Raw genomic sequence first — 23,003 nt, 5'->3', positions numbered from 1 at the left:
AATTAATAGGCGCGCAGCGTGCGGAATACCGCCGCGACTTTGCTGGCATCTTTAATGCCTGGCGCAGATTCTACGCCGGAGTTGAAATCGAGGCCGGCACAGCCCAGCTGCGCGGCCTCTACGCAGTTGTCCGCGCTTAGGCCACCGGCCAGCAGCACATTGCTGAGATCCTGGCCTTGCAGCAGTGACCAATCGAAACGCTGGCCGGTGCCGCCCTGGCCATTATCAAACACGTAACGATCGACGTGCGGCCAGTCGCGCGCAGGTAACTGCTCTTTAATGCTCAGCGCTTTCCAGATTTTGGTGTCTGCTGGCAGCGCCTGACGCAATTCTGCGACGAACGCCTGATCTTCATCGCCGTGCAGCTGCACCGCATAAAGTTTTAAACTTTCCGCTAGCGTGACAATGTCACTTGCCGCATTGTTGCGGAACACGCCAACATACTTCAGCGGGGCAGCAGCCTGCACAACCTGCGCTTGGTCGCGGCTGATTTTACGCGGCGAGCCTTCAGCGAAGATTAAGCCACCATAGATTGCGCCAGCTTCCTGCGCTGCACGTGCATCTTCGGCGCGGGTCAGGCCGCAGACTTTATTATCACCGAGCAATACGCGTCGCACGCCAGCAGTGAGATCGGCTTCTTCCATCAGCGCGGAGCCAATCAGGAAGCCGTTAGCGAAGTGGCTCAGCTCACGTACCTGCGCATAATTGTGAATGCCAGATTCGCTGATGACGGTGACGCCATGTCCGAGGCGCGGCGCTAACTGACGCGTGCGATTCAGGTCGATGGACAGGTCGCGCAGGTCGCGGTTATTAATGCCGACGACTTTGGCTTCCAGCGCAATCGCGCGTTCCATCTCTTCTTCATTACTGACTTCGGTCAGCACGCCCATTTTCAGGCTGTGCGCCACGGCGGCGAGCTGACGATATTGCTCATCATCGAGCACCGACAACATCAGCAGAATGGCGTCGGCCTGATAATGTCGTGCCAGATAGATCTGGTACGGATCGATGATGAAGTCTTTGCACAACACCGGTTGCGTGATGGCGGCGCTAACAATCGGCAGGAACGCAAAATCGCCCTGGAAGTATTTTTCATCGGTTAACACCGACACCGCAGAAGCGTAATGACGGTATAAGCCAGCGATGGTGGCGGGATCGAAATCCTCGCGAATCAGCCCTTTGGAGGGCGATGCTTTTTTGCATTCCAGGATGAATACGGTGCGTGAGCCACGCAGTGTATCGTAAAAATGACGTTCCGCAGGCTGCAAATCGTTCTGGAAGGTGGCCAGCGGCTGCTGTGCTTTGCGCGCTTCAACCCAGACGGCTTTATCTTGTACGATTTTCTCTAAAACAGTGCCCTTAATACTCATCTCATCCTCTCGCTGCCAGAGCGACAACGCGCTCGTAGGCCTGTCCGCTGCGAATGGCAGCGATGGCGCGCTGTGCGTTGTCGCGCAAATCTTCATTTCCGAACACTTTCAGTAACATTGCGACGTTGACCGCCACCGCCTGCTCATGGGCGGGCTGGCCTTTACCCTGAAGTAAACGGGTCAGAATGTCACGGTTTTCTTCCGGCGTGTCGCCTGCCAACGCGTCTTTATCATGGTAGCCAAAACCGAAGTCTTCTGGCGTCAGCTGATAGCCAGTGATTTCGCCATCACGCAACTCGGCGACCTGCGTTGGGCTGTGCAGCGCCACTTCATCCATGCCACCGCCGTGAACCACAGCCGCACGTTGATAGCCGAGCACTTTTAGCGTTTGGGCGATTGGCAGTACCAGCTCCGGGCTGTACACGCCAATCACCGCCAGCGGTGGACGCGCAGGGTTAATCAGCGGACCCAACACGTTAAAGATGGTACGGGTTTTCAACTGCTGACGTACCGGCATCGCGTGACGAAAACCGCTGTGATACTGCGGAGCAAACAGGAAGCAGACGTTGAGATCGTCCAGCGCCTGGCGTGCTTGTTCCGCAGGCATATCCAGATTGATGCCAAATGCCGCCAGCAGATCGGAAGAACCCGACTTGCTGGAGACGCTGCGATTACCGTGCTTTGCCACTTTCAGGCCGCAGGTTGCCGCAACAAAGGCGCTGGCGGTCGAGATATTGATGCTGTTGCTGCCGTCACCGCCGGTACCGACGATATCGGCAAAGGTGTAATCCGGGCGCGGGAACGGTTTTGCATCGGCCAGCAGCGCGGAAGCGGCACCGGCGATCTCTTCCGGACGCTCGCCACGGACTTTCATGGCAATCAGCGCGGCGGCTAACTGCGTCGGCTCCAGCTGACCGGTAATAATAGCGCTAAATAGCTGGTGGCTTTCGCCCTGGCTCAGCGTCTCAGACTGATAAAGTTTTTCCAGAATAGTTTGCATCATAATCTCCCTATTACTGCGCCAGCGCCCAGGCCAACGTCTGTTCTAATAAGCGCGCGCCCTGAGTGGTGAGAATGGATTCGGGGTGGAACTGGAAGCCACACACGCGGTCGGCATCGTGGCGCACGGCCATCACCATGCCGTTGTAGCTGGCGTTAACGGTCAATTCGGCTGGCGTATTGCTACCGACCAGCGAGTGATAGCGCGCCACCGGCAGCGGATTGCTCAGGCCAGCGAACATGCCTTCGCCATCATGGGTAATAGAAGAGGCTTTGCCGTGCAGGATCTCCCCGGCCTGGCCGACATGGCCGCCGTAGGCTTCAACAATCGCCTGATGACCGAGACAGATGCCGATAATCGGCAGACGACCGCGCAGCGCTTGTAGCAAATCTGGCATGCATCCGGCATCTTTCGGCGCGCCCGGACCCGGCGACAGCATCAGAATTGGGTTTTCCATCTGCTGCAGGCGTTCAATCAGCACCTCAGCGGGCACGTTGTTGCGGTAAATCACCACGTTATGGCCAAAGGTACGCAGCTGATCAACGAGGTTGTAAGTAAAGGAGTCGATGTTATCGAGCAGCAGGATATCGGCCATCAGAAAATCTCCTTGCAGTGATGGGCTGTTGCGATGGCACGCAATACAGCGCGCGCTTTGTTGCGGCTCTCGTCCGCTTCTGCCTGGGGCTGGGAATCCAGCACCACACCGGCGCCGGCTTGTACGGTGGCTACACCGTCTTCAACCCACGCGGAACGGATAACGATGCAGGTATCAAGGTCGCCGTTAGCGGTGAAATAGCCGACTGCGCCGCCGTAGCTGCCGCGACGTGTGCCTTCTTTCCCGGCAATCAGTTGCATCGCACGCACTTTCGGTGCGCCGCTCAGCGTGCCCATGTTCATGCAGGCGCGGTAGGCGTGCAGCACGTCGAGATCTGCGCGCAACGTGCCGACCACGCGTGACACCAGATGCATCACAAACGAGTAGCGGTCGACTTTAGTCAGGTCTGCCACGTAACGGCTGCCCGGCACACAGATACGCGCCAAATCGTTACGTGCTAAATCCACCAGCATCAGGTGCTCAGCCATCTCTTTATGGTCGGTGCGCATTTCCAGTTCGATGCGGCTGTCGAGATCGCGATCCAGTGAGCCATCGGCATGGCGGCCGCGTGGACGCGTACCCGCAATCGGGTAGATCTCAATCTGACGCGACGTCGCGTCATATTTCAGTGAGCTTTCTGGCGAGGCACCAAACAGCGCGAAATCCTGATCCTGCATAAAGAACATGTAAGGACTTGGATTGCTGTTTTTCAACGTGTCGTAAGCGGCCAGTGGAGAAGGGCACGGCAGCGAGAAGCGACGTGAAGGGACAACCTGGAAGATTTCGCCAATGCGAATCGCTTCCTGCATCTCACTAACTACGCTGCAATACTCTTCGTCGCTCTGACTGGTGCTGAGCGTCATGTGCTCGACGCGCTGGACCGGCAATGCGGGCGCTGCTTGCGTCATCTGGCCGCGTAGTTGTTCGATGCGGCCTTGCAGACGCTGGAACTCGCTGGTCGATGGACAGAACAAGCTGGCCTGCAGGCGAGCAGTGCGCTGCTGATGGTCGATCACCAGTAAGGTTTCGGCCAGATAGAAGCAGTAATCCGGGCAACGCTGTTCGTTGCGCAGTTGCGGCAGATCTTCGAAACCGGCCACTAAGTCATAAGCGAACAAGCCGCCAAGTAGCATCGCTTCACGCTCCTCTTCCGGGCTGTTCACCAGCTGCGGGATCAGGCGCAGCGCATCAAATACGGAAAAGGCCTTCAGGCGGGAATCTTCGTCCTGCATGCCTTGCTGCTGGGTGAAATGCAGCTCGCGGCCATCAGGGCGCACCTCAATACGCACCTCAGAGGGCAGCGCCTCGTCCAGCAGCGGCAAGATGGCGCGACCATTTTCCGACAGCGCTTTGATGGTGACGATGTTACCCAGCGCACTGACGCGCAGCGCGCTATCCACGATTAACAGGCTTTTCAGGTTTTGTTTGCTGTCGATATCTGCGGATTCAAGCAGCAGAGTTGCTGGACGTGCGCCGCATAACTGATGAAACACTGCGGCCGGATCTTCGCGGTAGGGCGCGGTACCGGTTATCAACTTCAATGTAGGTTTCGCAATAGCCATAATGGATTCTCTGAATTTCGCTCAAAAAAAAGCCCGCTCGGTGGCGGGCTTAGGTATCAATCTGCACTGCGGTTACGCAAGTTGTGCACGACGACGTCGCCCGATAAAGGGATCTTCGCGCCACCAACCATTTAAATGCGAACCAAAAATAGTCATGATTAAATACCCGTTACGTGTGAACTTGTGTACTAGTTAACTGGTTCGGGCGAAAAATGTCAATACCCTTTTTCAGCCAGGGTCAAAATCGTTATTATGCCTGCCGGTTTATGCAGTTGCTGGAGTTATCTTGTCGGACATCGCTCGTTTTCCCCTTTACGATTTACACAGCCATACGCTGGCTTCTGACGGCTTATTGACGCCGACCGCGCTGGTGCAGCGTGCGGTTGAGATGAAAGTCGGTGTGCTGGCGATTACCGATCACGACACGGTGGCGGGCGTGGCAGAAGCGCAGGCGGCTGTGGTGCAACAGGATCTGCCAATCCGCGTGCTGGCGGGTTTAGAGGCATCAACCTTATGGGAAAATCACGAAATCCACATTGTGGGGCTGAATGTCGATTGCCAGCATCCCGCGCTGACTGAATTCCTCACGCATCAGTATCAGACACGCCTTGATCGTGCGCAGCAGATTGCCGAACGCCTCGAGCGCGCTCGCATTCCTGATGCGTTAGCCGGTGCGCAGCGACTGGCGCAAGGCGGCCTAATCACGCGCGGCCACTTTGCGCGTTATCTGGTAGAGATTGGCAAAGCCGATAATATGGCGCAGGTATTCAAGAATTATCTGGCACGCGGGAAAACCGGCTACGTGCCTCCGCAATGGTGTACAATTAAACAAGCCATTGATGCTATTCATCATTCTGGCGGCTATGCCATTTTGGCGCATCCCGGTCGTTATGGTTTGTCGGCTAAATGGTTAAAGCGGCTGATTGCGCATTTTGCCGACGTGGGTGGCGATGCCATGGAAGTCGCGCAGTGCCAGCAAGCGCCCAACGAGCGCACGCAGCTGGCAACCTATGCGCGTGACCATCAGTTAGCCGGGTCGCAGGGATCAGATTTCCACCAACCTTGTCCGTGGATAGAACTGGGACGCAAGTTATGGCTACCGGGCGGCGTGGAGCCGGTTTGGGAACGCTTCCCCGAGTTGGCGCCCAGCATTGCTGTTGCAGACAGGTGATATGAGGTTTTTATGAGTCAATATTTTCACATTCATCCCGACAATCCGCAGCCGCGCCTGGTAAATCAGGCCGTTGATTATCTGAATAAAGGCAGCGTGATTGTTTATCCAACCGACTCGGGCTATGCGCTGGGTTGTCGTCTGGAAGAGAAAAATGCCATGGAGCGCATTTGTCGCATTCGCCAGTTGGATGGCAATCATAACTTTACGCTGATGTGCCGCGACCTGTCGGAGCTGTCGACTTACGCGCAGGTGGATAACTCCGCGTTTCGCCTTCTGAAAAACAACACGCCGGGCAATTACACCTTCATTTTGAAGGCGACGAAAGAAGTGCCGCGTCGTCTAATGAATGACAAACGTAAAACCATCGGTCTGCGCGTGCCGTCCAATCCGGTGGCGCTGGCGCTGCTGGAGCGACTCAACGAGCCGATGATGTCGACCTCGCTGATGTTGCCCGGTAACGATTTTACCGAGTCCGATCCGGAAGAGATTCAGTACAGTATTGGCAAGCTGGTGGATCTGATCATCGATGGCGGCACGCTGGGACAGCAGCCGACCACGGTGATCGATCTCACCAGCGATGCGCCGGTGGTGGTGCGCGAAGGCGTCGGTGATACGCGCCCGTTCCAGTAATCATGCATGGTCAGGCGTAACGTTCTGCGTCTGACCAATATTGGTTTCCAGCCAGTTTTTGAAATCCCCGTACGGAATATACAGCGAGACATCTTTTAAGATGACTTTCTTACTACGCACGTTAGATATTTCATGGCTGTAACCGACAATCACGCCGCCAATAGTTTGGTCAGCATTATATACCGCGCCACCCGACATGCCTTGCACGACGCCAGCATTTGATGCCATTGCCATGCAGGGCTTTTTATTCCATTTATTGGTAATTGCGGTGCGCGCTAAATTAACGCCGCTCGATTCCACCGGCATAGCGGAAATAAAGCTGTAACCATACATTTTAATCGGTTCGCCAATGGCACCGCTGCGGAATTTAGCCAGCGTTTCTGGGCTGTTTTTATGATAAATAATCGCGACGTCGCAATAGGGATGATAAGCCTTGACGCGCTGCACGGCAGTTTTTGCCACGTGCGCCGCCGTCAGGCTGTATTCTGGCGTCAGAGGAATGGTTGTGCCGAGGATGCCCAAACCCAGCACAGTCGGAATGCCTGTCACGCTCATATCAACGTGTTGCATCGCAGTACGACTGTACTCAGTGTGGCCCACGGAACAACCGCTCAGTGCCAGCGCAGCGAGCGCAGGCCAAAGCAGAGAGGTTTTCATGGCAGTGATCTTCAGTAAAGCATGTCCGTAAAATCCCTGGTGAAGACTTTCGACATGCGAATTAAATTCATTCCGTAAATGAATAAACGCGTCAAATCCCGCGCGCGCCGGTTTATAATATCAGTGTAATTACACAGTGCTTAGTTAATGATTTGTTAGTTGAACGAATATAAATAGTAAATTAAAGCTATGTTATTATGTCGACACACTGGATTTCAGGCTTAAATTTTACACAGTTTTTTCTGTAGAACAATTCATCAAATTTAATATGATTCAAAAAATACAAAAATACAGACTTAATCCAACCTGTAGTGCCAATAAACTATCAATTTACATTTATTACTAAAAAAGGTCTTATTTAACGCCATTAAATAGTTCTTTATGCTGTCTTAGTGTTTTTACTTAGATTTAAAGTTTGTGATTATCCTTTAGCATGGCGAGCAATACTGCCCAAGCAGTCTTGCAAAGCGCTAATGTATCAGCTGGCTTAAGTCGGTAACAGATTCAATCGGGAAAGGTGAGGGGCAAGTGATAATAATTCAGTCACTTGGCGTGAATGCTGCGGACGAAAATAAGATCGATCTATCAGTCAGCTGAATGTTTGTTGTCAAAATCTTAATGTGCCCGTTTTTACCGGGCCCTCTGTTATCGGCAGCAAAGGAAAAGGTGTTAACAAAACTTGCGTTAGTGTAAAATCGCGGGCCGTCTGAGATTGCAGAAGCAATGCAGAGCGGTAACAGATTCTGATATGGGAATTGGTAATCCCTGTATCGTACCTCTTCTTACCACGACGCCTGGGAAGGCGACAACGAGGCTCCATGAGCGAAAAATTACAGAAAGTATTAGCGCGCGCCGGTCACGGTTCGCGTCGCGAAATCGAAACCATGATTTCAGCCGGACGCGTCAGCGTTGACGGCAAACTGGCGACGCTTGGCGATCGCATCGAAAGTGATAAATCCCTGAAAATTCGTATCGATGGCCATCTGGTTTCCATCGCTGAGTCGGCGACCGAAGTGTGCCGCGTACTGGCGTACTACAAGCCGGAAGGTGAACTCTGCACGCGTAACGATCCGGAAGGGCGTCCAACCGTGTTTGATCGTCTGCCGCGTCTGCGTGGTTCACGCTGGATTGCCGTCGGTCGTCTGGATGTGAATACCTGCGGTTTGATGCTGTTCACCACCGATGGTGAACTGGCTAACCGTTTGATGCACCCAAGCCGTGAAGTCGAGCGTGAATACGCGGTTCGCGTGTTTGGCGAAGTGGATGACGATAAAATCCGTCAGCTGAGCAAAGGCGTGCAGTTGGAAGATGGCCCGGCATCGTTCAAAACCATTAAGTTTGCCGGTGGCGAAGGGATTAACCAATGGTACAACGTGACGCTGACCGAAGGACGTAACCGCGAAGTGCGGCGTCTGTGGGAAGCGGTTGGCGTGCAGGTTAGCCGTCTGATGCGTGTGCGTTACGGTGATATCCAGTTGCCGAAAGGCTTGCCACGCGGCGGCTGGATCGAGATGGAGTTACCGGCAGTCAACTATCTGCGTACGTTAGTCAGTATGCCGGAAGAGACGGTAACGAAAGTGGCCGTCGAAAAGGATCGTCGTCGCACCAAGGCTAACCAAATCCGTCGTGCGGTAAAACGTCACGGTGTGGTGAGCAACAATCCGCGTCGTAATAACACCAAACGCGGTTCCTGATGCCACGCCTGACGCCGCGCTCTGCGGCGTCAGCGTGTTACCAATCTATTCCTTGCTGTGCCTGAATTCCCGCATCGAACGCATGTTTCACCGGACGCATTTCCGTCACGGTATCTGCCAAATCCAGTAACGTACGATGGCAGCCGCGACCGGTAATGATCACGCTTTGCTGTGCAGGGCGCTGTTGCAGCATATCGACCAGCTCAGCTAAATCCAGATAATCCATGCTCACCATGTACGTGATTTCATCCAGGATCACCAGATCGACGCTGCTATCGGCCAACATGCGACGCGCCTGCTGCCACACCAACTGACATGCTGCGGTATCGGTCTCGCGGTTCTGCGTATCCCAGGTAAAACCGGTGGACATCACCTGAAATTCGACGCCGTGCTGTTCCAGCAAGTTGCGTTCACCGTTGGGCCATTCGCCTTTAATGAACTGTACCGCCGCCACTTTTTTACCGTGTCCGCAGGCGCGCAACGCGGTGCCGAAAGCGGCGGTGGTTTTCCCTTTGCCGTTACCAGTGAACACCATCAAAATGCCACGCGTCTCGGTGGCGGCGGCGATACGGGCATCAACCTGCTCTTTCAGTCGCTGCTGGCGTTGCTGATGGCGATCGCTCATGCGGTTGCTGGCCCCGCTTTACGTCCCGGCTGCGCATCGAAGCTGGTACCGGTTTTACGACGACTGTCATCGCCCATTAAATAGAGGTAGAGCGGCATCAAATCCGCGGGGGTTTTGAGTAAATTGGCATCCTCATCCGGGAAGGCGCTGGCGCGCATTTTGGTGCGCGTACCGCCAGGATTGATGCAGTTCACCCGCAAGTGACGGTTTTTATACTCGTCGGCCAGCACCTGCATCATGCCTTCAGTGGCAAATTTCGAAACCGCATACGCGCCCCATCCTGCACGGCCGGTGCGGCCTACGCTGGAAGTGGTAAACACCAGCGATCCGGCATCTGATTTCAGCAGCAGCGGCAGTAATGCCTGGGTTAAATAGAAGGTGGCATCGAGGTTAATCTGCATCACGTCCCGCCAGATCTGCGGATCGAGTTCTTCCAGCGGTACGATCTCGCCCAGAATACCGGCATTGTGCAGCACGCCATCCAGACGCGGTACCAGCGCAGCGACCTGCTCGGCCAATTGCTGGCAGCTTTCTGGCGTGGCTTCAGCCAGATCCAGTAATAAAGAAGCGGCTGGCTGCTTGTTTAACTGGTTGATGGCCTGCTCCGTTTTCTGCAGCGTGTTGGCATTGCGCCCCAACAAGATGACGCGCGCGCCATAGCGCGCATAGGTCAGGGCTGCTTCACGGCCAATGCCGTCGGAAGCGCCGGTGACGAGAATGATGCGATTTTCCAGTAGATCGCTTTTCGGTTGATAATGCACAGCGATGTCCTTTGCTCGGGTCAGAAGGTTTTTGGCTTTATGCCTGAATTTGCCGCGCGGTGCAACGCTTGAGCCTCGCATTCTGTGCCGCCTGCGGGCATTTCAGGCGACGACAGCGCGTAAAGCGGGTAAACTTGCAGCTGTTGTAATTTACTGTTTAATAAGGCGGCAGAATGGATTTTTTCTCCAGTTACGGATTATTTCTGGCTAAGGCTGTCACCGTGGTGGTGGCGATCGCAGCTATTGTTCTGATTGTGCTTAATGCCGCGCTGCGTAAACGTCACAGCAGCGGTCAGCTGCGTTTGACGCATCTCGATGATGATTATCGTGAGATGAAGGAAGACCTGCAGCTCGCCAAAATGAAGCCACAGGCGCAAAAAGTGTGGCTCAAGCAGCATAAGAAAGAAGAGAAGCAAAAGGCGAAAGCCGATAAACGCAATGCCAAAGCGGGCGTGAGCGAGACGCTGAAGCCCACGCTGTATGTGCTGGAGTTCAAGGGCAGCATGGACGCGAGTGAAGTCACCTCATTGCGAGAGGAGATCTCCGCGGTGCTGGCAGTTGCGGTACCGGGCGATGAAGTGCTGCTGCGCCTCGAAAGTCCCGGCGGCGTGGTTCACGGCTATGGTTTGGCGGCTTCGCAGCTGCAACGCCTGCGCGATGCCGGCCTGCAATTAACGGCTGTGGTGGATAAAGTCGCTGCCAGCGGCGGTTACATGATGGCTTGCGTGGCGGATCGCATCGTGGCCGCACCGTTTTCTATTATTGGTTCGATTGGCGTGGTCGCGCAGATCCCTAACTTCAACCGCCTGTTAAAGCGCAACGATATTGACGTCGAGCTGCATACCGCCGGTCAGTACAAACGGACTTTGACGCTGTTTGGTGAAAACACCGAAGAAGGGCGCGAGAAATTCCAGGAAGACCTCAATGAAACGCATCAGCTGTTTAAAGATTTTGTACAGCAGATGCGTCCGTCGCTTGATTTGAACAAAGTGGCGACCGGCGAGCATTGGTATGGTCGTCAGGCGCTGGATTTGGGTTTGATTGATGAAATCGGCACCAGCGATGCGTTGATTATCAAGCATATGGATCGCTTCACCGTGCTGGGCGTGCACTACGCACGTAAGCGTAAAATGATGGATCGCTTTACTAACAGCGCCAGTCTGGCGGCAGAGCGGTTGATTCTGAAAATATGGCAGCGCGGCGAGAAGCCGCTGTTGTAACTGAGCCCGGCAATTGCCGGGCTTTTTTATGCCAGATGATATTGAGAGGAGAGTTCGACCGCGAGGTGTTTAAATACGTTAAATACCGTGGTGGTTTTGGCGGTGGGCAAGCCTTCATCATCGAGAAAATAGGGACCGCGAAACACCAAAACATCACCTTGCTGAATCACATCATTGGCTTCTAATCCGACAAAATAATCGTCGTGCTGCGTGATTATCTGATTGGCTATTTCCAGTAACGCCTGGCGTGAAATAGATTCCGTTGGCACTGACATTTTTCACCTCTTTTTTGACAGCCATTTTTCTCCTTCTATATTACTTGCGAGCTATCGCGTTCAGCAAATCAGCATTGCGTCATAAAACTGGCGCAAAATTAGGCAGAATGCTAATTAAGTTGCGTAACGGATTTTATCAGGTAGAGTGTGGGCGATTCAGCTTTCAGGGAGATCACACCCGGATGTGTGGTTCTGTCAGATGGAAAACTCGCTCCTAATCATAAAGTTGCAGAAGTCGACGCAATCTGACCTGAGATTATCCCTGCTGCCTTGAAATGCGAAATGCTGGCAGCAATATTGAACCCATTGGGTTTTGGGACCTCCAATTCTCTCCCGTTTATCAGGACGTTTCATTTAGGTAAAGGTACATATGGGTAAATCACTCGTAATCGTTGAGTCCCCGGCAAAGGCCAAAACAATCAATAAATACCTCGGTAATGACTACGTGGTGAAATCCAGTGTCGGTCATATCCGTGATTTGCCGACCAGCGGTTCAACTGCCCGTAAAAGTGCCGACGGGGAAAAAGCGAAACCTGGAAAAAAGGTTAAAAAGGATGAGAAAGCCGCACTCGTAAACCGCATGGGTGTGGATCCCTGGCATGGTTGGGAAGCGGATTATCAAATTCTGCCGGGCAAAGAAAAAGTTGTCGCTGAGCTGAAAAACCTGGCTGCCGATGCAGACCACATCTATCTCGCAACCGACCTTGACCGCGAAGGGGAAGCCATTGCCTGGCACCTGCGGGAAGTGATCGGTGGGGACGATAAGCGCTTTAGCCGCGTAGTATTTAACGAAATTACCAAGAATGCGATTCGTCAGGCGTTTGACAAGCCTGGCGAGCTTAATATTGAACGTGTCAACGCACAGCAAGCGCGCCGCTTTATGGATCGCGTGGTGGGTTACATGGTGTCGCCCCTGCTGTGGAAGAAAATTGCCCGCGGCCTGTCAGCCGGCCGCGTTCAGTCGGTTGCGGTGCGTCTGGTCGTTGAGCGCGAGCACGAAATCAAAGCCTTCGTGCCAGAAGAGTATTGGGAAATCGATGCTGATTTCGCCACGCCGAAAGGCGCCGATCTGGCCATGCAGGTGACGCATCAGAATGACAAAGCGTTCCGTCCGGTCAATCGTGAGCAAACTCACGCGGCGGTAGCGATTTTGCAGAAAGCGCGTTACGAAGTGCTGGATCGTGAAGACAAGCCGACCAGCAGCAAGCCTTCTGCACCTTTTATTACCTCAACGCTGCAACAGGCGGCGAGTACGCGTTTGGGCTTCGGCGTGAAGAAGACCATGATGATGGCGCAGCGTTTGTATGAAGCGGGCCACATCACCTATATGCGTACCGACTCCACCAACCTGAGCCAGGATGCCGTGGCGATGGCGCGCGGTTATGTTGAGAGCAGTTTCGGTAAAAAGTATCTGCCAGAAGCGCCGAATACCTATGCCAGCAAAGAGAACTCACAGGAAGCGCACGAAGCGATTCGTCCTTCTGACGTGAATATCGTGGCTGAGCAGCTGAAAGATATGGAAGCTGATGCGCAGAAACTCTATCAGCTGATTTGGCGCCAGTTTGTTGCCTGCCAGATGGTTCCGGCTCAGTACGACTCCACCACGCTGACCGTGGGCGCGGCTGAATTTAAATTGAAAGCCAAAGGCCGCACGCTGCGTTTCGATGGCTGGACGCGCGTGATGCCTGCGCTGCGTAAAAATGATGAAGATCTGACGCTGCCGCCGGTAGATGTTGGCGACATGCTGGATCTTAAAGAGCTGATGCCAAGCCAGCACTTCACCAAACCGCCGGCGCGCTTCAGTGAAGCATCGCTGGTGCGTGAGCTGGAAAAACGTGGCATTGGTCGTCCATCAACGTATGCCTCGATTATCTCCACCATTCAGGATCGTGGTTACGTGCGTGTTGAGAACCGCCGTTTCTACGCTGAAAAAATGGGTGAAATTGTTACCGACCGTCTGGAGTCTAATTTCCGCGAGCTAATGAACTATGACTTCACCGCGCGCATGGAAAATAGCCTCGATCAGGTGGCGAATAATGAAGCCGAATGGAAAGCGGTACTCGACTCCTTCTTCAGTGATTTCAGCCAACAGTTAGATGATGCTGAGAAAGATCCGGAAGAGGGCGGCATGCAGCCCAACCAGATGGTGTTGACGTCAATTGATTGTCCAACCTGTAGCCGCCCGATGGGGATTCGCACCGCCAGTACCGGCGTGTTCCTGGGTTGCTCGGGTTATGCTTTGCCGCCGAAAGAGCGCTGCAAGCAGACCATCAACTTGATCCCGGAAAATGAAGTGCTCAACGTGCTGGAAGGCGATGATGCTGAAACCAATGCGCTGCGCGCTCGTCGTCGTTGCCAGAAGTGTGGCACCGCGATGGACAGCTATCTGATCGATAACCAGCGCAAGTTACACGTCTGCGGTAATAACCCAGAGTGCGACGGCTACGAGATTGAGCAGGGCGAATTCCGCATCAAGGGCTACGACGGTCCGATTGTTGAGTGCGAGAAGTGTGGTTCTGAAATGCATCTGAAAATGGGTCGTTTCGGTAAGTACATGGCGTGTACCAACGACGAGTGCAAAAACACCCGTAAGATTCTGCGTAACGGTGATGTCGCGCCGCCAAAAGAAGATCCGGTGCCGCTGCCAGAATTGCAGTGTGAAAAGTCGGATGCTTACTTTGTGTTGCGTGATGGTGCAGCGGGCGTGTTCCTTGCTGCGAATACCTTCCCGAAATCACGTGAAACGCGCGCGCCGCTGGTGGAAGAGCTGCAACGCTTTGCCGACCGCCTGCCAGAAAAGCTGAAATATCTGTCAGAAGCGCCAGCCGCCGATCCAGAAGGGAATAAGACGATGGTGCGTTTCAGTCGTAAGACCAAACAGCAATACGTCTCTTCCGAAAAGGATGGCAAAGCCACCGGCTGGTCAATGTTCTATATTGATGGCAAATGGCAGGAAGCGAAAAAGTAATTCCCCGCAAGGCCAGCATTCGCTGGCCTTTCTCTTATCCTTATAGCTAATCGTTCTACATTCTTCCTTTAACTGATATAGTAGTTATAGAACTCTTTTCGTTTCGCTGATTCGCTTTCCCTCCCTCACCGCAATTAAAGCGGAAACACGCCTGCCGGGAATGCACCTCTGTCGCTACCAGGAAGATATAACTATGAAATTGCAGCAGTTGCGTTACATCGTCGAAGTGGTTAATCACAACCTTAATGTCTCATCGACCGCCGAAGGCTTATATACCTCGCAGCCGGGCATCAGTAAGCAAGTCCGTATGTTAGAAGATGAGCTGGGCGTGCAGATATTTGCACGCAGTGGTAAGCATCTGACGCAAGTAACGCCTGCAGGTGAAGAGATTATTCGGATTGCGCGCGAAGTGCTGTCCAAAGTTGACGCGATTAAATCTGTTGCTGGTGAACACACCTGGCCAGATAAAGGCTCGCTGTATGTAGCAACTACCCATACGCAGGCACGTTATGCGCTGCCAGGCGTGATTAAAGGCTTTATTGAGCGCTATCCTCGCGTTTCTTTGCACATGCATCAGGGATCGCCGACGCAAATAGCTGAGGCGGTTTCAAAGGGCAATGCAGACTTTGCCATTGCCACAGAAGCCCTGCATCTGTATGACGATTTGATTATGCTGCCGTGCTATCACTGGAACCGCGCCATTGTGGTAACGCCAGATCATCCGTTGGCGGGTAAATCAAATGTGACGATTGAAGAGCTGGCGGATTTCCCGTTAGTGACTTACACATTTGGCTTTACAGGCCGTTCAGAGTTGGACACCGCGTTTAATCGCGCCGGATTAACGCCACGCATCGTCTTCACTGCGACGGATGCTGACGTCATTAAGACGTACGTGCGTTTAGGCCTGGGCGTTGGCGTAATTGCCAGTATGGCGGTTGATCCGGTTGCAGACCCCGATTTGGTGCGTATTGAAGCTTCAGAAATCTTTACGAATAGTACGACCAAAATTGGCTTTAGACGTAGCACCTTCCTCCGCAGCTATATGTATGATTTTATTCAACGTTTCGCGCCACACCTGACGCGTGATGTGGTGGATGCGGCGGTCGCATTGCGCTCCAATGAAGACATCGAAGCTATGTTCCGCGACATCAAGTTACCCTTCAAGTAAATTCCTAACTCATTCTTTTGCCAAGGTGTCCAGTGGGCACCTTCGGAATCCCCTAGCGCTTAGCGCCACGAGTACTTCAAAAAAAATCATTATTTTTTTGTAAATGAAACATGGGTCACATGTTTTTTCATTGTTATCTATTAAATGCGAATCAGTACACAATTTTTACGATGCTGCTTTGCAGCTCGCCAGGAATATTCCCATACTCTAGTTAAGAGTTGATGAAGAAGGGCTTTTTAACTGGCATGGTAAATTAAACTCAAATTTAGATTGGATCTAATTTGCTGTTAACCCAAATTTACAATGTAACGATTTAATTAATAGTTGTGTTGGTAATTAAATTTATCTCATCAATTTTTGGCGTTTTGATAAATAGCGTTAATCGTTGTGCTCAATAAAAATAACTGGATTTTCGGTCTTAACAAGTTTAGGATTCGTCCTAAATCTTAATCGTTGTCATCAATCGTTTTATTGAGAGTGATTATCAAAAACTATGAATACGAGAATAACTGTACAGCCGGGCTTCCGGACTAAAAGCACCAAAGTTGAGCGTACTGGTAATACCCGTCGCAAAGCTTGGATGACTGTCTTCGCTGCTTCAGCACTGTTCTGGGTAGTGGTGGCGTTAATGATTTGGCGTATGTGGGGTTAAGCCATGTGGGCAAATACACTCAGTCGTAAGCATCCGGTTTCTGCACGTCAGCCGCAAACGCCTGCGTGCAAAGTTAAAGACGTTGTATCCACTGAACCTCAGGTCACCATTCCGACTTCGTGGGAACTCAGCGAGAATCAGCGCAATTTTATTGAATCCTTCATGGATATGAAGTCGAAATAACGCAGCATGCGTTCCGTACTATATTTAGTCGTTTAGTCCCTCTTTTTGCCGGATTATCCGGTGGGCAAGTTAAAAGCCCGTCCTTTAACACTCAGCATTAAAAAAACGGTGTCATCAGTACAACGCTGAAGACGGTGGACTTTTTTTGCCCGTAATCCGGGAGGGAGTGAATTATGAGCATCAATACAACAACATTATCCTGGGTGAGCGTTTATACCTTTTCCCTGGCTTTTTGGGCCGCCGCCTTTTGGGCGATGATTTAAGCCCTAACTCAAATTACACTGAATTTTATAAATGCCCTGACAAACGTCGGGGCATTTTTCATTGTGTTTTAATGTGTCTATTCGTGTTGTTATCAAAACGTTAACGGCAATGTAGTCTATCTTTAAGTTAAACCTTGCAGTCACTGAGGTTTAAAAAAGATTCACTTACATGGAGGCGCTATGTCGTTAACGTTACGCGAGCAGAGTCAGGACACGCTGGATGTTCGGGCAAAAAAATATCATTACTACAGCTTGCCCAAAGCAGCTCAGCAACTGGGCAATATCGATCGCTTGCCCAAGTCGATGAAAGTCCTGCTGGAAAACCTTTTACGCTGGCAGGATGGTGATTCTGTCACGCTTGAAGATATTGAAGCGCTGGTCGCCTGGCAAAAAGATGCTCACGCCGATCGTGAGATTGCCTATCGTCCCGCGCGTGTATTAATGCAAGATTTTACCGGCGTACCGGCGGTGGTAGATTTGGCTGCCATGCGCGAAGCGGTGAAACGCCTTGGCGGCGACGTCGCCAAAGTCAATCCCTTATCCCCGGTAGATTTGGTTATCGACCACTCTGTCACCGTGGACCATTTCGGTGATGACAAAGCCTTTGATGAAAATGTGCACCTGGAAATGGAGCGCAACCACGAGCGCTACGTTTTCCTGCGTTGGGGGCAAAAAGCTTTCAATCGATTCCGCGTAGTTCCGCCAGGCACCGGGATTTGTCATCAGGTCAATCTGGAATACCTCGGTAAATCTGTCTGGCATGAGACGCTGAATGGGCAAGAGATCGCCTATCCCGATACGCTGGTGGGCACCGATTCGCACACCACCATGATCAATGCGCTCGGCGTATTGGGTTGGGGCGTTGGCGGGATTGAGGCTGAAGCGGCGATGCTTGGCCAGCCGGTCTCAATGCTGATTCCTGACGTAGTCGGTTTCAAACTCACTGGTAAATTGCGCCCGGGCATCACCGCAACGGATCTGGTGTTAACCGTTACGCAAATGCTGCGCAAACATGGTGTTGTGGGTAAATTCGTAGAATTTTACGGCGACGGCTTAGCCGATCTGCCGCTTGCCGATCGCGCCACCATCGCCAATATGGCGCCTGAGTATGGTGCGACCTGCGGCTTTTTCCCTGTCGATGATGTCACCCTGAGTTATATGACGCTCACTGGCCGCGATGCGGAGCAGGTTGAACTGGTTGAGGCTTATGCTAAGCAACAAGGTATGTGGCGTAACGCGGGTGATGAGCCGGTGTTCACCAGCTCTCTAGCGCTGGATATGGGCGACGTCGAGTCCAGCCTGGCCGGTCCAAAACGTCCGCAGGATCGTGTATCACTCGGTGATGTTCCTACTGCCTTTGATGCCAGCAACGAACTGGAAGTTAATCAGGCGCAAAAACCGCATAAAACCGTGAGCTACCGCGATAGCGAAACCGGAGAAAGCTATCAACTGGATGACGGTGCGGTCGTGATCTCGGCGATTACCTCTTGTACTAATACCTCAAACCCTAGCGTGCTGATGGCTGCCGGTTTACTGGCGAAGAAAGCCGTTGAACGTGGTCTGATGCGCAAGCCCTGGGTTAAGGCCTCACTGGCACCTGGCTCCAAAGTGGTTTCTGACTACCTTGCTGTGGCCCAGCTTACGCCATATCTGGACGAATTAGGATTCAATCTGGTCGGTTACGGTTGTACTACTTGTATCGGTAATTCCGGCCCGTTACCGGACGCGATAGAAAGCGCGATTAAAGAGGGTGATCTCACGGTTGCCGCGGTGCTTTCGGGTAACCGTAACTTCGAAGGCCGAATTCATCCGTTAATTAAAACCAACTGGCTGGCTTCGCCGCCGCTGGTGGTTGCTTATGCCTTAGCGGGTAATATGAAGCTCAATCTGCAATCCGATCCGCTCGGCCAGGATCGTCAGGGCAACGATGTTTTCCTCAAGGACATCTGGCCTTCGCCGGAAGAGATTGCGGAAGCGGTGCAGAAAGTCACCAGCGACATGTTCCACAAAGAGTATGCCGAGGTGTTTAACGGCACGCCAGAGTGGCAGCAGATCAAAGTCAGCGAAGCGGCAACTTACGATTGGGATGGTGATTCCACCTACATTCGTTTATCGCCATTCTTTGACGACATGGAGAAAACGCCGAAGCCGGTGCAGGATATCAAAGGCGCGCGCATTCTGGCGATGCTGGGTGACTCCGTCACCACCGACCACATTTCTCCAGCGGGGAGCATCAAAGCCGAAAGTCCAGCCGGACGCTATTTGCTGTCGCATGGCGTTGAGCGCACCGATTTCAACTCTTACGGTTCGCGTCGTGGTAACCACGAAGTGATGATGCGCGGCACCTTCGCCAATATCCGTATTCGTAACGAAATGGTGCCGGGAGTTGAGGGCGGTTATACCAAACACTTCCCAACTAACGAGCAGTTGGCGATTTACGATGCGGCGATGAAGTATCAGCAGGAAGGTGTGCCGTTAGCGGTGATTGCTGGTAAAGAGTACGGTTCCGGCTCAAGTCGGGACTGGGCAGCAAAAGGGCCGCGCTTACAGGGCGTGCGCGTGGTTATCTCCGAATCCTTCGAGCGTATTCACCGCTCTAACCTGATTGGTATGGGGATTCTGCCGCTCGAGTTTCCGGCTGGCGTGACGCGTAAAACGCTGCAGCTTACGGGTGAAGAGTTTATAGATGTGGCAAATCTGTCGCAGCTTAAGCCGGGTGGCACGGTAACCGTAATTCTGACGCGCGCGGATGGCAGCCAGGAGACGCTGGAAACGCGCTGCCGTATCGATACGGGTAACGAGCTAACCTATTACCAGAACGACGGCATTTTGCATTACGTGATCCGCAACATGCTGAACTAAAAGAAAAAGCCGGGATTTCCCGGCTTTTTTTATCTGCTTTAAAATCTGCTTAAGACTTCGGCAACAGATGACCCATTTTCTCGGCTTTCGTATCGAGATAATGTGCGTTTTTCGGGTTACGCCCGACAACCAACGGCACGCGTTCGACGATATTGATACCGGCTTCACTCAGGATCTCAACTTTGCGCGGATTGTTTGTCAGCAAGCGCACTTCATTGACGCCCAACAGTTTGAACATATCTGCACATAGCGTGAAGTCACGCTCATCAGCGGCGAAACCGAGCTGATGGTTGGCTTCGACCGTGTCGTAGCCTTTATCCTGCAATGCATAAGCACGAATTTTATTCAGCAAACCGATGTTACGACCTTCCTGACGGTGATACATCAGAATGCCACGACCTTCTTCCGCAATCGCCGTTAACGCCGCTTCCAGCTGGAAGCCGCAGTCACAGCGCAAGCTGAACAGGGCATCGCCGGTGAGACATTCGGAATGGACGCGCGCCAGCACCGGATTGTGATCGCTAATATCACCATAAACCAGCGCGACATGGTCGTGGCCGGTTGCCAGTTCTTCAAAACCAACCATCAGGAAATCTCCCCATGGCGTGGGCAGTTTGGCTTCTGCTACCCGTTTAAGCTGCATGTGACTCTCCAGAACCTTCAGAGGATGCGCTATCATCATGATAACGCACGGGCCATGTGGCCCGATGAAACTTACGCTATTGTGCCACAACCCGAACGGCTGCCGTTAATCGGTCAGAGTGATTGTAGTGATAAAGCACAATTATCCAAGCCGCAATAGGTATGTTATTCTTTTTTCAGCTAAAGTTATGCTTAACGCACCTGTTAATCCGGATCTAAAAGGAAGCGAATGTTAAAAATCATTCAGCGCACCACCTTAGGGGCGTTTTTATTGTTGTTGATGCCGTTGGGCGTGTGGATATCTAACTGGCAATGGCAACCCGGGGAAAGCGGCAATCTACTTCGCGCGCTGTTTTGGATGACGGAAACCGTTACCAGTCCTTGGGGCATCCTCACCAGTATCATCCTCAGCGCCTGGGTGTTGTGGTGTTTACGCTTTCGGCTTAAACCCGCGATTCTGCTCATTCTTATCATGAATGGTGCGATTCTTGCTGGTCAGTACACCAAATCCTCAATCAAAGAGCATGTGCAGGAACCGCGCCCCTACGTCATCTGGCTGGAAAAAAGTCATGGCATTAACGGTGATGAGTTTTATCAGCTTCATCGCCAGCAGCGTGGCGAAATGGTCTCAACTTTGCTGGCCAATGACACTCAGCTGCCGCAATGGCTGAAGAATCATTGGGCATTTGAAACCGGTTATGCGTTTCCTTCCGGGCATACCATGTTTGCCGCCAGCTGGGCGCTTTTAGCCATCGGCCTGTTATGGCCGCGCCGTCATTTTGCCACCGTTGCCGTATTATTCGTTTGGGCGACCGCGGTGATGGGCAGCCGTTTAGTGCTGGGTATGCACTGGCCGCGTGATTTAGTGATGGCAACGCTGATATCCTGGTTATTGGTGACCGTTGCTACGCTGCTGGCCCAGCGTTTCTGCGGCCCGCTCACCATCCCACCAGAGGAACATCGTGAGATCGCGCAACGTGATGATGGATTGTAATCAGCCTATTCATCCCCATATGATTGATTGTGCTTGCAGAAAAAAGCGCTAACTGATGTGGGGATAAGCAGCATCGACGGCGGTTTTTTGGCATACTTCTATTGGATAACCTCTCGACAGGACGCATTGTGAAATATTTGCTTATTTTTCTCGTGGTATTGGTCATTTTCATCATCTCCGTCACGCTCGGAGCGCATAACGACCAAATCATCACTTTTAACTATCTGCTAGCGCAGGGCGAATTCCGCATTTCAACACTGCTCGCCAGCTTGTTTGGCGCTGGATTCCTGCTGGGATGGGCGATTTGCGGTCTGTTCTGGTTACGCTTACGTGTTTCTCTGGCAAATGCACAGCGTAAGCTTAAACGTATGCAGGCACAGAATGAACAATCAACTGCAGTGATCCCATCACCAACTGCCAGTCGTCGGGATTAATTTTCGATGCTTGAATTGCTGTTTCTGCTTCTTCCTGTTGCTGCGGCGTATGGCTGGTATATGGGCCGCCGCAGTGCACATCAGGATAAGCAACAGGAAGCGAACCGCCTGTCGCGCGATTATGTGACCGGCGTAAACTTCCTGCTCTCCAATCAACAGGACAAAGCGGTTGATCTCTTTCTCGACATGTTGAAAGAGGACAGCGGCACGGTTGAGGCGCATCTGACGCTTGGCAATCTGTTCCGTTCGCGTGGTGAAGTTGATCGCGCCATTCGCATTCACCAATCCCTAATGGAAAGTGCGTCGCTCAGCTACGAGCAGCGCTTGCTGGCGATCCAGCAACTCGGCCGCGATTACATGGCAGCCGGATTGTACGATCGTGCCGAAGATATGTTTGGGCAACTGGTTGAAGAGACCGATTTCCGTATTGGCGCGTTGCAGCAGTTATTGTTGATTCATCAGGCAACCAGCGACTGGCAAAAAGCCATCGACGTGGCGGAAAAGCTGGTTAAGCTCGGCAAAGATAAGCAGAAAGGGGAAATTGCCCATTTTTACTGTGAGCTGGCGTTGCAGGCATTAAGCAGTGATGACCTTGATCGGGCGATGAGCTTGCTGAAGAAGGGCGAGTCAGCCGATCATCAAAGTGCGCGCGTCTCAATCATGATGGGCCGCATTTTGATGGAGCAGGGCGAGTACGCTAAAGCCGCCAGCCGACTGCAGCGCGTGCTGGAGCAGGACAAAGAGCTGGTGAGTGAAACGTTACCCATGCTGGAAACCTGCTACCAGCGCCTGAACCAACCCGAAAACTGGGCGCAATTTTTACAGCGTTGTGTCGACGAGAATACCGGCGCCGCAGCAGAGCTTTATCTCTCCGATATTCTTGAGCAACAGCAGGGACCGGAAGCGGCACAGCTGTATATCAATCGTCAGCTTCAGCGTCATCCGACGATGCGTGTGTTTCATCGTTTGATGGATTTCCACTTACACGAAGCGGAAGACGGACGTGCGAAAGAGAGCTTGATGGTGCTGCGCGATATGGTCGGCGAGCAGATCCGCACTAAGCCGCGATATCGCTGCCAGAAATGTGGCTTCACTGCCCATGCTCTGTATTGGCATTGCCCATCTTGTCGCGCCTGGTCTTCAGTTAAACCCATCCGTGGACTCGACGGCCAATAAATGGCCGCATAACTCTTCTGGTTACACCTTTTTAGTTACAACATACTTGTAAGTTTGATTAAGAAACTGCTTTGGCATCGTGCAGCTAGCAGTCAAAC

19 protein-coding genes, 1 pseudogene and 1 other annotated feature are annotated in these 23,003 nt (G+C 52.6%); of the genes and pseudogenes, 12 read left to right on the top strand and 8 right to left on the bottom strand.

Translation table 11 applies throughout. The annotated features are described in order from the left end of the window. Positions 1-2 precede the first annotated feature (2 nt). From trpCF to P6287_RS10320, 3 genes and pseudogenes are all read right to left on the bottom strand, one after another. Complete coding sequence (gene trpCF, locus P6287_RS10330) at positions 3-1,370, bottom strand: bifunctional indole-3-glycerol-phosphate synthase TrpC/phosphoribosylanthranilate isomerase TrpF (RefSeq protein WP_277973661.1); 1,368 nt, start codon at positions 1,368-1,370, stop codon at positions 3-5. A 1-nt stretch (position 1,371) separates the two neighbouring features. After that, positions 1,372-2,965: pseudogene (trpD, locus tag P6287_RS10325) on the bottom strand (bifunctional anthranilate synthase glutamate amidotransferase component TrpG/anthranilate phosphoribosyltransferase TrpD). Continuing rightward, positions 2,965-4,527 (bottom strand): anthranilate synthase component 1, encoded by a 1,563-nt coding sequence (locus P6287_RS10320; protein ID WP_277973660.1) that lies wholly within the window; start codon positions 4,525-4,527, stop codon positions 2,965-2,967. Before P6287_RS10320 ends, trpD begins: the two are co-directional and overlap by 1 nt. A gap of 23 nt (positions 4,528-4,550) precedes the next feature. Next, positions 4,551-4,659: a sequence feature (Trp leader region), on the bottom strand. 154 nt (positions 4,660-4,813) lie between these two features. Between P6287_RS10320 and P6287_RS10315 the strand changes: the two genes are divergently transcribed. Continuing rightward, positions 4,814-5,698 (top strand): PHP domain-containing protein, encoded by an 885-nt coding sequence (locus tag P6287_RS10315; RefSeq protein WP_277973659.1) that lies wholly within the window; start codon positions 4,814-4,816, stop codon positions 5,696-5,698. Between the two features lie 12 nt (positions 5,699-5,710). After that, the gene (locus tag P6287_RS10310; RefSeq protein WP_110866253.1) at positions 5,711-6,331 is read left to right on the top strand and encodes an L-threonylcarbamoyladenylate synthase; all 621 of its coding nucleotides are present in this window, start codon (positions 5,711-5,713) and stop codon (positions 6,329-6,331) included. Here the strand turns inward: P6287_RS10310 and P6287_RS10305 are convergent, their stop codons facing one another. Next, positions 6,332-6,988, bottom strand: a complete 657-nt coding sequence (locus tag P6287_RS10305) for a serine protease (RefSeq protein ID WP_277973658.1) — start codon at positions 6,986-6,988, stop codon at positions 6,332-6,334. Positions 6,989-7,806: 818 nt separating this feature from the next. Here P6287_RS10305 and rluB point away from each other — a divergent pair. Further along, entirely contained in the window at positions 7,807-8,682 is an 876-nt protein-coding gene (gene rluB, locus P6287_RS10300) for a 23S rRNA pseudouridine(2605) synthase RluB (RefSeq protein ID WP_101764266.1), read from the top strand. Between the two features lie 37 nt (positions 8,683-8,719). Here rluB and cobO read toward each other — a convergent pair whose 3' ends face one another. Together cobO and P6287_RS10290 are read right to left on the bottom strand one after the other, a co-directional pair. Then, positions 8,720-9,307 (bottom strand): cob(I)yrinic acid a,c-diamide adenosyltransferase, encoded by a 588-nt coding sequence (gene cobO, locus P6287_RS10295; RefSeq protein WP_277973657.1) that lies wholly within the window; start codon positions 9,305-9,307, stop codon positions 8,720-8,722. Next, a complete protein-coding gene (locus P6287_RS10290; RefSeq protein WP_277973656.1) occupies positions 9,304-10,068 on the bottom strand; it encodes a YciK family oxidoreductase in 765 nt (254 codons plus the stop codon). The genes cobO and P6287_RS10290 overlap by 4 nt, the downstream gene beginning before the upstream one ends. 173 nt (positions 10,069-10,241) lie before the next feature. On the opposite strand from P6287_RS10290, the gene sohB reads away from it, so the two are divergent. Continuing rightward, on the top strand, positions 10,242-11,288 hold the full coding sequence (sohB, locus tag P6287_RS10285; RefSeq protein ID WP_110866249.1) for a protease SohB: 1,047 nt from the start codon (positions 10,242-10,244) through the stop codon (positions 11,286-11,288). A 26-nt stretch (positions 11,289-11,314) separates the two neighbouring features. Here sohB and P6287_RS10280 read toward each other — a convergent pair whose 3' ends face one another. After that, complete coding sequence (locus P6287_RS10280; protein WP_176969985.1) at positions 11,315-11,563, bottom strand: DUF2498 family protein; 249 nt, start codon at positions 11,561-11,563, stop codon at positions 11,315-11,317. 370 nt (positions 11,564-11,933) lie between these two features. On the opposite strand from P6287_RS10280, the gene topA reads away from it, so the two are divergent. The 5 genes from topA (at position 11,934) to acnA (ending at position 19,659) form a co-directional block, all read left to right on the top strand. After that, on the top strand, positions 11,934-14,531 hold the full coding sequence (gene topA / locus P6287_RS10275; protein WP_008106525.1) for a type I DNA topoisomerase: 2,598 nt from the start codon (positions 11,934-11,936) through the stop codon (positions 14,529-14,531). A gap of 193 nt (positions 14,532-14,724) precedes the next feature. After that, a complete protein-coding gene (gene cysB / locus P6287_RS10270) occupies positions 14,725-15,699 on the top strand; it encodes an HTH-type transcriptional regulator CysB (protein WP_064738814.1) in 975 nt (324 codons plus the stop codon). Positions 15,700-16,192: 493 nt separating this feature from the next. Next, a complete protein-coding gene (locus tag P6287_RS10265) occupies positions 16,193-16,351 on the top strand; it encodes a YmiA family putative membrane protein (protein WP_071531660.1) in 159 nt (52 codons plus the stop codon). Positions 16,352-16,354: 3 nt separating this feature from the next. Then, positions 16,355-16,534: a hypothetical protein gene (locus P6287_RS10260; protein WP_064738813.1), complete on the top strand. Its 180-nt coding sequence runs from the start codon at positions 16,355-16,357 to the stop codon at positions 16,532-16,534. A gap of 443 nt (positions 16,535-16,977) precedes the next feature. Beyond that, positions 16,978-19,659, top strand: coding sequence for an aconitate hydratase AcnA (gene acnA / locus P6287_RS10255; protein WP_101764271.1), 2,682 nt, complete (start codon positions 16,978-16,980; stop codon positions 19,657-19,659). 49 nt (positions 19,660-19,708) lie between these two features. On the opposite strand, the gene ribA is transcribed toward acnA, so the two are convergent. Then, on the bottom strand, positions 19,709-20,302 hold the full coding sequence (ribA, locus tag P6287_RS10250) for a GTP cyclohydrolase II (RefSeq protein ID WP_097097212.1): 594 nt from the start codon (positions 20,300-20,302) through the stop codon (positions 19,709-19,711). 228 nt (positions 20,303-20,530) lie between these two features. Between ribA and pgpB the strand changes: the two genes are divergently transcribed. From pgpB to lapB, 3 genes are all read left to right on the top strand, one after another. Next, positions 20,531-21,295 (top strand): phosphatidylglycerophosphatase B, encoded by a 765-nt coding sequence (gene pgpB / locus P6287_RS10245; protein ID WP_192411723.1) that lies wholly within the window; start codon positions 20,531-20,533, stop codon positions 21,293-21,295. A 128-nt stretch (positions 21,296-21,423) separates the two neighbouring features. After that, positions 21,424-21,729 carry a LapA family protein gene (locus P6287_RS10240; protein WP_101764273.1) on the top strand — a complete coding sequence of 102 codons (306 nt, stop codon included), beginning with the start codon at positions 21,424-21,426 and terminating at the stop codon, positions 21,727-21,729. 6 nt (positions 21,730-21,735) lie between these two features. After that, positions 21,736-22,905, top strand: a complete 1,170-nt coding sequence (gene lapB, locus P6287_RS10235) for a lipopolysaccharide assembly protein LapB (protein WP_110866246.1) — start codon at positions 21,736-21,738, stop codon at positions 22,903-22,905. Positions 22,906-23,003 lie beyond the last annotated feature (98 nt).

It is taken from the genome of Pantoea sp. X85 (assembly GCF_029623675.1).
Classification (GTDB): domain Bacteria; phylum Pseudomonadota; class Gammaproteobacteria; order Enterobacterales; family Enterobacteriaceae; genus Pantoea; species Pantoea leporis.
Note: the sequence above shows the minus strand (reverse complement) of the source record. Positions and strands in the feature narration are given on the sequence as shown.